The organism is Flavobacterium sediminilitoris (assembly GCF_023008245.1).
Lineage (GTDB): Bacteria > Bacteroidota > Bacteroidia > Flavobacteriales > Flavobacteriaceae > Flavobacterium > Flavobacterium sediminilitoris.
The window spans coordinates 3,841,626-3,853,435 of sequence record NZ_CP090145.1; the positions used below are offsets into that span (position 1 = coordinate 3,841,626).

The 11,810-nt window shown below is 31.9% G+C and carries 11 protein-coding genes; 5 read left to right on the top strand and 6 right to left on the bottom strand.

The window, feature by feature from the left end:
* Positions 1-323 precede the first annotated feature (323 nt).
* From LXD69_RS17655 to LXD69_RS17675, 5 genes are all read left to right on the top strand, one after another.
* Positions 324-749, top strand: coding sequence for a hypothetical protein (locus tag LXD69_RS17655; protein WP_246916397.1), 426 nt, complete (start codon positions 324-326; stop codon positions 747-749).
* Positions 739-1,548: a hypothetical protein gene (locus LXD69_RS17660; protein ID WP_246916399.1), complete on the top strand. Its 810-nt coding sequence runs from the start codon at positions 739-741 to the stop codon at positions 1,546-1,548. Before LXD69_RS17655 ends, LXD69_RS17660 begins: the two co-directional genes overlap by 11 nt.
* Before the next feature lie 132 nt (positions 1,549-1,680).
* Complete coding sequence (locus tag LXD69_RS17665) at positions 1,681-2,670, top strand: metal-dependent hydrolase (RefSeq protein WP_052705379.1); 990 nt, start codon at positions 1,681-1,683, stop codon at positions 2,668-2,670.
* Between the two features lie 19 nt (positions 2,671-2,689).
* The gene (locus tag LXD69_RS17670) at positions 2,690-2,923 is read left to right on the top strand and encodes a 4a-hydroxytetrahydrobiopterin dehydratase (protein WP_246916401.1); all 234 of its coding nucleotides are present in this window, start codon (positions 2,690-2,692) and stop codon (positions 2,921-2,923) included.
* Positions 2,924-2,934: 11 nt separating this feature from the next.
* Complete coding sequence (locus tag LXD69_RS17675; RefSeq protein ID WP_246916402.1) at positions 2,935-3,420, top strand: GyrI-like domain-containing protein; 486 nt, start codon at positions 2,935-2,937, stop codon at positions 3,418-3,420.
* Here the strand turns inward: LXD69_RS17675 and LXD69_RS17680 are convergent.
* The 6 genes from LXD69_RS17680 to LXD69_RS17705 all read right to left on the bottom strand — a co-directional run bounded on the left by LXD69_RS17680 (position 3,417) and on the right by LXD69_RS17705 (position 11,405).
* Entirely contained in the window at positions 3,417-4,526 is a 1,110-nt protein-coding gene (locus LXD69_RS17680; protein ID WP_246916405.1) for a C40 family peptidase, read from the bottom strand. The genes LXD69_RS17675 and LXD69_RS17680 overlap by 4 nt on opposite strands.
* A gap of 115 nt (positions 4,527-4,641) precedes the next feature.
* Positions 4,642-5,601 carry an aldo/keto reductase gene (locus LXD69_RS17685; protein WP_246916407.1) on the bottom strand — a complete coding sequence of 320 codons (960 nt, stop codon included), beginning with the start codon at positions 5,599-5,601 and terminating at the stop codon, positions 4,642-4,644.
* A 67-nt stretch (positions 5,602-5,668) separates the two neighbouring features.
* On the bottom strand, positions 5,669-7,210 hold the full coding sequence (locus LXD69_RS17690; protein ID WP_246916409.1) for an acyl-CoA carboxylase subunit beta: 1,542 nt from the start codon (positions 7,208-7,210) through the stop codon (positions 5,669-5,671).
* Between the two features lie 5 nt (positions 7,211-7,215).
* The gene (accC, locus tag LXD69_RS17695) at positions 7,216-8,658 is read right to left on the bottom strand and encodes an acetyl-CoA carboxylase biotin carboxylase subunit (RefSeq protein ID WP_246916411.1); all 1,443 of its coding nucleotides are present in this window, start codon (positions 8,656-8,658) and stop codon (positions 7,216-7,218) included.
* Between the two features lies 1 nt (position 8,659).
* Positions 8,660-9,145, bottom strand: a complete 486-nt coding sequence (locus tag LXD69_RS17700; RefSeq protein WP_045972031.1) for an acetyl-CoA carboxylase biotin carboxyl carrier protein subunit — start codon at positions 9,143-9,145, stop codon at positions 8,660-8,662.
* 70 nt (positions 9,146-9,215) lie between these two features.
* Entirely contained in the window at positions 9,216-11,405 is a 2,190-nt protein-coding gene (locus LXD69_RS17705; RefSeq protein ID WP_246916413.1) for a B12-binding domain-containing radical SAM protein, read from the bottom strand.
* Between the last annotated feature and the right edge of the window lie 405 nt (positions 11,406-11,810).

Consider the following 11,810-nt stretch of genomic DNA (forward strand, 5'->3'; position numbering starts at 1 on the left):
TACAGTTACAAAAGCTTTTTCTGATTTTCAAAAAGTACTATTACTTTTAACTTATAATTAAAACATAAAATATGAGTATATTAAAACTTATAGATACTATTATTACTGGGTTTGGCCTTGAAATGTAATTAAAAGAAAAACACTCCTAAAATAGGTATTGATGATGCTTACCCTGAATTAGTCAAAAAAGCATTATCTATTACTAAAGAAAAAATAGAAGAGAATCTTGATGTTGTTCTAGATGAAATTGCTCCTTTTGACACTTAAAACAGTAAAAGGAACACAAGTAGATTATGTATAATTAAAATATTTATTTAAAATAAATGACCTATAAAGCCGTATTAAACAATCCAAGCCAATTGAATGAAATTATTCATTCTGATTATTTGAATTTCATTAAGGATAAAGTGCAAATAATTAGAATAGATGAAGGTGTTTTTAAACTCTATACTATTGATGAACTGTGCCAACTTGTCACTATTGATAATAAGAAAATGAGTACTATTTATTCTTTAAAAGCGTATGTTGAAACTTTACGAGAATTTCTAGGTAATTTTACTTATGATCAAAATGGAAATCCTTTTACTTTACTTCGCCTTGCGCTAAGTCCTGTTATTGGTAGTGAAAATGGAAATCCTATATTTGTAGACTATAAAGACAAGAATACCATTTATATTTTTCATCCTGATGGTGGTGATATTACTAAAACGACTCTTACCTTAAATAAAATTATTAAAAATGAGTACTAACCGATTAAAAAAACAAGAAAAACGTTATGAAAATTTAGATTTTGCTGTCCAAATTAAAAAAGATAATCTTGGTATTCTTAAACATTTTATAGAAAGCGAAAAAGAAGCTCATGAACACGATTTTCAAGGGCAATTTTATCCTTCTTACCATTATGAAATAAATAGAGTAATGAGCACAAAAATGACTAAAATTCCTGATGAAATCATTCATTTGGCTTTTTATTATCGCCTCAAACTAGGAACTCTTGATAAACCTTTGCCGCAACACTTTTCTTTATTTTTAAATGCTGTTGAAAAAAATATTGCTGATAATAATTTGGACAAAAGCTATTTAAGTGCTTATAAGATATACCTGCTTTTTGGTGTTATGAATAGTGCTGATGCTAAAAATGTACATCATATTACTTATGAAGCCTATACAAATTCACTTCATTTTCTAGCTATTTCTAACAGTTACACTAGTTTTCCTAATCTACGCAAAAAACACATTCGCTTTCTTCCATTCATTGAAAATAAAACATTGATGCAACGCATTTATGAAGGTATTTCTTCTTATTTCAATAGTGATTTCACTACTGCTGGTTCTTTGGTTTTACTACTTTTAGACACACAACAAGCTTCTAAAGATGTTTTATTTGCATTGCACAAAAATAAATTAGAAAACACAACAGTATGGCTATTAGGAAGCTTTTATAAAGATTTTCAAAACACAAATATAAACAAGCAAATATTAAAAAATTTATATGACCTATATCCCAAAGAATGGATTGATGAATATCAACCTAGAAAATGGAGTTAATTAATTATAAGCTGATTTTTTAAAAGGTGTTTTTAACTTTATTGTTTCTTATTAAAACTCAAAAATGGTAGGATTTTATTTATCTTTGAAAAGATAAAATTAAATGTAGAACAAAGAAAATAAACTTAAAAAATGGATTCCCTTTCCCAAATTGTTCTAGGTGCTGCTACTTTCGCTTTAGTAAAAGATAAAGAAATAGGCAAAAAAGCATTATTATATGGTGCTATTCTTGGAACAATTCCCGATTTGGATGTTTTAATAAACCCTTATTTTAATGCTATTGAACAATTATCTATTCATAGAGCTTTTTCACATTCTATCTTTTTTTCGTTTATTTTAAGCTTACTCTTTGCTAAATGGTTTTCTTATAAATATAAAACTTCCTATGCTTCTTGGTTTTGGGCTAGTTTTTTAGCATTGTTTACACATCCGCTTTTAGATCTATGTACTACTTATGGCACTCGAATATTTTATCCATTAAGCAAGTCTTTTTATAGTTTAGATAATGTTTTTGTAATTGACCCTCTATATACAATATGGTTATTAATTGGTTGCATTGTGTTACTCTTTATGAAAAATAAAAATTCGAAAAGACAAACTGTAATTAAATGGTCTTTAGGAATTTCAACTGCTTATTTGTTTTTTGGATTAATTGTAAATTTTTACGTAACCAATCATTTCGAGAAAGAATTAGAAAGACAACAAATTAGCTATGAAAAAATAAAAGTAGTTCCAACTCCTTTTAACACTATACTTTGGCAATGCATTGTAAAATCTAAAGAAGGATTATATTATGCTGATTATAGTCTATTTGACAAGAATCTAACTTCAAATTTTCATTTTGAAAAAAACGATACTGAGTTTATAGAAGATAAAAAAAAGATTAAAGAATTAGAACCTTTTTTCAACTTCACTGAAGGGCTTGAACTGGCTCGAAAAGAAGATAATAAGACTATTATTTATGGAACTAAATTTGGTCCTATAAACATTGAAAATGGAAGAGCCAATTTCTTCTTTCCACTTATATTTAATGAAGATGGAACTTATGAAATAAGTAAAAAAGAACCTGATAATTATGCCGAACTTTTAAATAAACTATATACTCGTTTAAAAGGAAATTAATTTTAATTACTTTACTATTATGTGGGAAGAAAAAAATAATGCATTGATTAAATCTTTTGAATTTAAAGATTTTATAGAAGCGTTTAGTTTTATGACTAAAGTGGCTTTAATCGCAGAAAAAATGGATCATCATCCTGAATGGAAAAATGTTTACAACAAAGTTTTAATAAAGCTAACAACTCATGATGCAGGAAATACTATCACTGAAAAAGACAGGTATCTTGCAAAAGCTATTGACTCTTTATTAAAATAAATTAAAAAATTATGGAACCTAAAATCATAACTATTTCGGCAAAGAAAACAATAGGATTCTCTATTAAAACAAATATGGTAAATGACCAAACAGTAAAAATTTGGCAACAACTAATGCCTAGATTAAAAGAGGTTAAAAATGCTGTAAGCGCTGATTTATTTTCATTACAAGTTTATAATGGTGAAACTTTTGAGGAGTTTACCCCAACTACTGAGTTTACTAAATATGCTTTAGTTGAACTTAAAAATTATGATTTTATTCCTGAAAGTTTTGAGAAGTTTGAAATTCCAGCCGGACAATATGCTGTTTTCATCCATAAAGGAACTAGTGCCGATTTTCCAAAAACATCTCAAATAATTTATGGAGAATGGTTGCCTAATTCTGAATATAAAATTGACAACAGACCGCATTTTGCTGTTATGGGCGATAAATATTTAGGGCACGAAAATCCTGAAACCGAAGAAGAAGTTTGGGTTCCTATTCAAAATAAAGTTTAATTTAAAACTCTATTTATTTGTTTAAATCGATTTGAATAATACGATTCATTTAATGATGAAATTATAACTCCTTCTGATGTAGAAGAATGAATAAATTTTATTTCATCATTTGATACTTCTGTTATCATACCTACATGACTAACAATTCCTTTTTTACGAGTTGCAAAGAATATCAAATCTCCTTTTTGAGCTTCATTTTTCTTTATTAAACTTCCATAATTAGCTTGTCCTAAAGATGTTCTAGGCAAGGTTAAATCAATTTCTTTAAATGTTGTCAACATTAAACCTGAACAGTCAAATCCTTTTGGAGTTGTACCTCCATATTTATATTTTATTCCAATATATTGAGATGCTTTTTCTATTAAAACATCAGCTTTTCCCATTATCTCTTTTGAAAATTCTTCTACTAATCGAGTTTCCTCCGAGTTTAAAACTACACTATCTTGTTCTATTTCGGTTATTATAGCTGGCTCTTTATTTCCTTTAATAATTAAATTATAGCCAACTGGAAAATTAGATTTAATTTCAGGATTTAATCTTTCTAGTTCTTGAACAGTTATTCCGTATTTTTTTGAAACACCATATTTTGTTTCTTTTGGCAAAACAATATGTGTAATATTTTCAATTGTATCATTTACCACATCATTGATTATTACAATTGCTTCTGCTGTTTTTTCTTGTTCTACTTTTTTATCTAAGACTATTTCTTTTTTTACTTCTACTATATGTAAAACATCACCTGCTTTTAATTTTTTAGGTTTTATTTTTGGGTTAAGCTCTGTTAATTTATCTAACGATATGTTATATTTTTTTGAAATACTATAAAAAGATTCTCCTTTTGTTACTTTATGAAATTCTGAAATTTCAGTGTTTTTTACAGATAAATCTGTTTTTGTACTTGGTATTTTCAAAACAGTATTCAACTGTAATAATCCTCCTTTTACTTTCGGATTTAACTCATATATAGTCGTTTCTTTTATATTATATTTCTTAGCAATTGAATAAATTGTTTCCTCTTTTATTACTTTATGGGTATTATATTTTTGTGCAAATGCAGTACTATTTATGAGTAATAATAGAAAAAAAACAAGTTTATATTTATTCATGATCTAATTTATTTTTGATTTTTTCCTTAACAACTTTTATTTTTTCGATAAAACGTATCAAAGCTAACTTTATTGGATTAAAATCAAAAGAAAATAACTTTTTTTTAAATTAATTTTATGATTTTAAAATAATTTCTATTTGTTTTAGTTCCAAATCTGAAAAATCTACTTTATTAAGACTCTCTAAATTATCACTTAATTGGTCAACTGAACTTGCTCCAACTAGTACCGATGTAATTCTATTATCCTTTAAAAGCCATGCAATTGCCATTTGAGCTAATGTTTGCTTTCTGTCTTTTGCAATAGTATTTAAAACCTTTATTTTTCTTATTTTTTCATCAGTAACATCTGATGTTTGTAAATATCCATTCGGATTTGCTGCTCTAGATTTTTCTGGAATTCCTTTTAAATATTTATTTGTAAGTAATCCTTGAGCTAAAGGAGAAAAAGCTACACAACCAACTCCATTATGTTCTAAAACATTAAGCAATTTAAATTCCGAAGAACGTTCAAACATAGAGTATTTTACTTGATGAACAATGCATGGAGTTCCTAATTTTGCCAAAACATTAACAGCTTCTTTTGTTTCTTCCGCATTATAATTACTTATTCCTACATACATAGCTTTTCCTGATTTTACAGCATAATCTAAAGCAGACATCGTTTCTTCGATAGGTGTATTCGGATCTGGTCTGTGTGAATAGAAAACGTCTACATAATCTAACTTCATTCGTTTTAAACTTTGGTTCAAACTTGAAATTAGATACTTTCTTGAACCCCATTCTCCATAAGGACCTTCCCACATTTTAAATCCTGCTTTTGTGGTAACAACAAGTTCATCTCTTAGAAATCCCTTAAAATTTCTTTCTATTATTTTTCCGAAATTCTCTTCTGCTGAACCTGGAATTGGTCCATAATTATTAGCTAAATCAAAATGAGTAATTCCTTTATCAAAAGCATGCTTAACAATATTTTCCCCATTTTCAAAATGATCTACCGAACCAAAATTATGCCATAAGCCTAGAGAAATTTGAGGTAATAATAAACCACTTTTGCCACATCTATTATATTTCATAAAAATAATATTAAATAGTTCCCAAAGTAAAATTACTCTAGGAACCTAAATATACAATTCTATTTTTTTATAACGGAATATTTCCGTGTTTACGTTTTGGCATATCCACCGTTTTATGTTCTAAAATACTAAATGCTTTTAGCAATTTACGTCTTGTATCCTGTGGTAAAATAACCTCATCAATAAATCCACGTTGCGCTGCACTATATGGATTTGCAAATTTTTCAGCATATTCTGCTTCTTTTTCCAATAGCTTCGCTTCATGATCATCTGCTTCAGCAATTTCTTTCTTAAAGATAATTTCAGAAGCCCCTTTTGCTCCCATTACTGCAATTTCTGCACTTGGCCAAGCAAAGTTAAAATCAGCTCCGATATGTTTTGAATTCATTACGTCATATGCACCACCATAAGCTTTACGCGTAATAACCGTTACTTTTGGCACCGTAGCTTCACTCAACGCGTATAACAATTTCGCACCATGAACAATAATACCATTCCATTCTTGGTCTGTTCCTGGTAAGAAACCTGGCACATCCACTAATACCAACAATGGGATATTGAATGCATCACAAAAACGAGTAAAACGAGCCGCTTTTATTGATGAGTTCACATCCAAACAACCTGCTAAAAACATAGGCTGATTGGCCACTACCCCAACACTTCTACCTCCGATACGTGCAAAACCAACAATGATATTTTCAGCATAATTTTTATGAATTTCATAAAACGAATCTTCATCAATTACACCTTGGATTACGTCGTGCATATCGTATGGTTTATTCGCATTATCTGGAATAATAGACGTTAATTGCTCACGGATTTCATTACCCAATTCAAAAGGTACTTTTGTCGTCACCTCTTTATTACTTTGTGGTAAGTAACTTAACAAACGTTTTACATCTTCCAAACATTCTACATCATTTGAAGACGTAATATGTGCAACTCCAGATTTTGTAGAGTGTGTACTTGCCCCACCTAATTCTTCAGAAGTTACTTCCTCATTGGTAACTGTTTTTACCACGTTTGGACCGGTTACAAACATATAACTACTTCCTTCTACCATCATGGTAAAATCCGTCATGGCAGGCGAGTAAACGGCTCCACCAGCACAAGGTCCCATGATAGCCGAAATTTGAGGAATTACTCCAGATGCTTGTACGTTACGATAAAAGATATCAGCATAACCACCTAATGAACGTACACCTTCTTGAATACGTGCTCCACCTGAGTCGTTTAATCCAATCATTGGAACCCCCGCTTTTAAGGCCATATCCATTACTTTACAGATTTTCTCTGCATGTGTTTCTGAAAGTGCACCTCCAAAAACTGTAAAATCTTGTGCAAAAACATACACGGGACGACCATTAATTGTTCCGTAACCTGTAATTACACCATCACCATAGTACACTTCTTTTTGCATACCAAAATCAGTAGTACGATGGGTTACCAAAGCGCCAATTTCTTCAAAAGAACCTTCATCCATTAAATAATTAACACGCTCACGAGCCGTTAATTTTTTCTTTTCATGTTGCTTTGCTATTCGCTTTTCACCTCCACCTAAATAGGCTTGAGCTAATTTATCTTCTAATGTTTTAATTTTATTTTCCATCCTGATTAGTTGATTGGTAAACGTAAGATTTTTTGATCTTCCAAATATTGCTTTAAGGCTACTACAGCAGCAATTTCAGCTTCCTTTTCAGCTTGTGCTTTTAATACTTCTGCATCGTAATATTTCTTAACGAAGTGCGTATCAAAATCTCCTGAACGGAATGCTTCATGCTCCATTACAAAAGTTCCAAAAGGCAAAGTAGTACTAATACCTTCAACTTTATAATTCGCAATAGCTTCAATCATTAACTCAATTGATTCCTCACGTGTTTTTCCATAAGTAATCAATTTTGCCAACATTGGATCGTAATAAATTGGCACATCCATACCTTGTTCGAAACCGTTATCTACACGAATTCCGTTACCAACTGGAATTTGGTATACCTCCAAATTACCTACACTCGGTAAAAAGTCATTTAATGGGTCTTCCGCGTATACACGTAACTCCATAGCATGACCGTTTATTTTTAAATCTTCTTGCTTTATTTGAAGTGCTTCCCCTCTAGCTACACGAATTTGCATTTCAACCAAATCCATTCCGGTAATCATTTCCGTAACAGGGTGCTCTACTTGCAAACGCGTATTCATTTCAAGGAAATAGAAATTTTTATTTTCATCCAATAAAAACTCAACTGTTCCTGCACCAATGTAATCACACGCTTTAGCAACTTTTACAGCTGCCTCACCCATTGCTTTACGAATTTCAGGTGTTAATACCGAAGAAGGAGCCTCTTCCACTACTTTTTGATGACGACGTTGTACCGAACATTCTCTTTCAAATAAATACAAGATATTTCCATGACCATCGGCCATTACTTGAATTTCAATGTGACGTGGTGACCCCACATATTTCTCAATAAAAACAGAACCGTCTCCAAAAGCAGAAGTTGCTTCAGAAATAGCACGATTCATTTGCGATTCGAATTCGGCTTCATTATTCACCACGCGCATTCCTTTTCCACCACCTCCAGCGGCAGCTTTAATCAGGATAGGAAAACCAATTTGAACTGCAATTTCTTTTGCTTTGGCAACATCTGTAATTGCTTCATCTACACCAGGCACCATAGGAATCTCATAATCTTTAACCGCATCTTTTGCTGCTAATTTATTTCCCATCATGTGCATCGCTTTCGACTTAGGTCCGATGAAAGTGATGTTGTTTTTTTCTACCAAATCGGCGAAATCTGCATTCTCACTCAAGAATCCGTATCCAGGGTGAATACCATCCACTCTAAGTGTTTTACAAACTTCAATAATTTTATCGCCCCTTAAATAGGATTGATTCGATGGTGCTTCCCCTATACAAACCGCTTCATCTGCAAATTTAACATGAGGCGCATTTCTATCGGCTACCGAATAAACAGCAACGGTTTTAATTCCCATTTTCTTTGCTGTTTGCATAACTCTTATGGCAATTTCACCACGATTTGCAACTAATATCTTTTTCATCTTATTCGAATTCAATTAATAAAGCTCCTTTTTCAACCGCAGCACCTTTTGTCATGCTTATTGATTTAATCACTCCATCACGAGGCGACACAATACTGTTTTCCATTTTCATCGCTTCTAGAATTAATAAAGGATCGTTTTCTTTTACTTCTTGACCTACTGCTACCGAAATTTCTAAAATCAAACCGGGCATTGGTGCTTTAATAGCATTTACTTGCTTTGCCGAACCAATCTCAAAGCCCATTTCTTTGATAAGAATATCCAAAGCATTAGCAATGGCAACAGTATAGGTTTCATTATTAACTTTTACTGTATAGGTTTTATTGATAAAATCGGTTGCTATTATTTCAGCTTGGTAAGGCGTATTGTTTTTTAAAATGTGAAATTTATTTTTTTCAACACTTACTGCATCTAATTGCGCCACAACATCACTTTCAACATCAAATTGAAACGTATTGTTTACGTTTAACTTATAATGATTACTCATATTTTTACTTTTAAGAGGCGTAAAAATACTAAAAAGAAATTGTTTAGATAAAAGGATCAGCGTTAAATGTCTACAAAACTAATAAGCCGTACTCTTTTAAAGTCAACAACTGTTTAGAATACCAAAACAATTCAAAGTCGTCAAAATGTGACTCAAAGTCAGCTTTCAATTGCTGGAATGTTGTTGTCTTTTCATTTGTAACAGCCAGTGAATTCAATTTTTCAACCAACCATAATCCTTTTTCCTCCTCTAGCATTATATCAAAAGTATGGGTAGGCTGATGAAAGGTCATTTTCAACATCACCCAAGAACTCCCTTTCTTCGATTTGGTAAATTTTGCAGTTATTGGATTTCCTCCAGTCCAGACAATTTTAGCATTGTTTTTTGTAGTGAGAATTGCTACTTTTTCCAATGCGTTTTGAATAAAATCGGGAGCTATTTTTGTTCGCGGAATTTTAAAATCAAACCAATCCTGCAGCTCATAATCAAAACAAATACCGTGCATGTAATTGAACAAAGACTTCTTTAGTCCGAAACTAAATTTATCGTGATTGATACCTGTTTTATCTTTAAAAGCTACATCATTATTCGCAAAGGTAATTTCATTTAGCTGCGGTACTACACCAAACTCTTCCGGATTCATCCCAACGGGACTATGCACTGTCATGGCAAATTGATGCCAAAAACCCGATTGCAACACCCCAACTTCAAACAACTGACGCACCATCTCCAAACTATCTACCGTCTCTTGAACGGTTTGTGTTGGATAGCCGTACATTAAGTAAGCATGTACCATAATACCCGATGCTGTAAAATTGCGTGTTACTTGCGCAACTTGTTCCACAGTAACCCCCTTTTTAATAAGAGCCAACAAACGATCGGAAGCTACTTCTAATCCTCCTGAAACGGCAATACAGCCTGAAAGCTTTAACAACAAACATAAATCTTGCGTAAAACTCTTCTCAAATCGAATATTTGTCCACCATGTTACCGCAAGTTTACGACGCAAGATTTCCAAAGCCAATTCACGCATAAGCGCAGGTGGCGCAGCCTCATCCACAAAATGAAAACCTGTTTCACCTGTTTGTGCAATGAGTTCTTCCATACGATCCACCAACATTTTGGCAGCAATCGGTTCGTACAGTTTGATGTAATCCAATGAAATATCACAGAAAGTACATTTACCCCAATAACAACCATGTGCCATCGTCAATTTATTCCATCTCCCATCACTCCACAAACTGTGCATAGGATTCGCTATCTCAATAACCGATATGTATTGATCTAGTAGTAAATCGGAATAATCAGGTGTTCCTACTTCACTCTGTTTGTAATCCGCTTGAATCATATCATTTTTATAAACCACCTCTCCATTCTCAAGCAAAAATGTACGTTTATACAATTGAGGAGCTTCATTTAAAACCACATTTTTATGCAATAGCTCTACAGGTAGTTCTCCATCATCTAATGTAATAAAATCGAAAAACTCAAAAACACGCTTGTCTTTTAAATCCCGTAACTCTGTATTGGGAAAACCGCCACCCATTCCAGTTTTCACGGAAGGATAATGCAGTTTTATGTATTGCGCACATCGAAATGCACTGTACAAATTACCAGGAAAAGGAACCGAAAACAAAACTAATTTAGGGTTTGCTTCTTCTATTCTTTCCTTTAAAATCTGTAAGGTTATTTTATCTATGTAAGTTAGTGAAAGTTGTAATTCCGAGTAGAGTTCGTCAAACGAATTAGCACTTCTCCCCAATCGTTCCGCATAGCGACTAAAACCAAAGTTTTCATCGACACACTCCACAATAAAATCCGATAAATCTTCTAGATATAGTGTTGCTAAATGCTTCGCTTTGTCCTGCATTCCCATATTTCCAAACGCCCACTCCATATCATCCAATTGGGAAAATCGAAATGCTTCAGGTAAAAAGTTACCCGAACAAATTTGTCGTGCTAATGTAGGCTGCTTCCCTTGTAAAAAGGCAATAACAGTGTCTATTGTTTTGATATATTCGTTTTGAAGTGCAATTATTCGTAAAACGTTTTCAGAAAAATCATTTTCTGCTAAGTCAACACTTTCAAAAATATTTAGCAATCCTTCTTTTGAAAACAATTTTAAAATCACCTCTATTCCCAAATCCATTTGATAGGAATCAATACCCTTAGTATTTAAAAATCCTTTTAAATAGGCTGTAGCTGGATATGGTGTATTCAGCTGTGTGAAAGGCGGTGTAATGAGTAAAATATCTTTCATTATAAATTAAAAAGAAGACAAAATTACTCCATCTCTTTTAGAATATTATGTATTTGTTGGATTTTATCTATAGGTAAAGCATTTATTTTATTAATTAACTAGTTATCAATCTCTTTTTTGGTAAGTGTATGTAGCGCATGATACTTTGGAATGGGGTCTTTTTAAGAAGGTTTAAAATCTAAAATATCGTTTGGAGTGCAATTAAAGCCTCAGCAAAACTTTTCAAGACGTTCTAAATTTATTTCCTGCACTCTATTATTTGTGAGCTTGGTAGCGTAACCTGCTGAGTAACCGTTCTTAGTTAGATAAGTAATAAGGTCTTGCTATACCTTTCAGTTTAAAGATGCGAACAAAATTAAAGTAAATCATAATTTTTATTTCAAAAATAATAAAAAAACACTAAGA

Coding starts and splice junctions, on each gene's coding strand:
- LXD69_RS17685 (WP_246916407.1), bottom strand. CDS start 5,601: ATGAAATATAATAGATGTGGCAAAAGTGGTTTATTATTACCTCAAATT.
- LXD69_RS17690 (WP_246916409.1), bottom strand. CDS start 7,210: ATGGAAAATAAAATTAAAACATTAGAAGATAAATTAGCTCAAGCCTAT.
- LXD69_RS17655 (WP_246916397.1), top strand. CDS start 324: ATGACCTATAAAGCCGTATTAAACAATCCAAGCCAATTGAATGAAATT.
- LXD69_RS17660 (WP_246916399.1), top strand. CDS start 739: ATGAGTACTAACCGATTAAAAAAACAAGAAAAACGTTATGAAAATTTA.
- LXD69_RS17700 (WP_045972031.1), bottom strand. CDS start 9,145: ATGAGTAATCATTATAAGTTAAACGTAAACAATACGTTTCAATTTGAT.
- LXD69_RS17675 (WP_246916402.1), top strand. CDS start 2,935: ATGGAACCTAAAATCATAACTATTTCGGCAAAGAAAACAATAGGATTC.
- LXD69_RS17680 (WP_246916405.1), bottom strand. CDS start 4,526: ATGAATAAATATAAACTTGTTTTTTTTCTATTATTACTCATAAATAGT.
- LXD69_RS17665 (WP_052705379.1), top strand. CDS start 1,681: ATGGATTCCCTTTCCCAAATTGTTCTAGGTGCTGCTACTTTCGCTTTA.
- accC (WP_246916411.1), bottom strand. CDS start 8,658: ATGAAAAAGATATTAGTTGCAAATCGTGGTGAAATTGCCATAAGAGTT.
- LXD69_RS17705 (WP_246916413.1), bottom strand. CDS start 11,405: ATGAAAGATATTTTACTCATTACACCGCCTTTCACACAGCTGAATACA.
- LXD69_RS17670 (WP_246916401.1), top strand. CDS start 2,690: ATGTGGGAAGAAAAAAATAATGCATTGATTAAATCTTTTGAATTTAAA.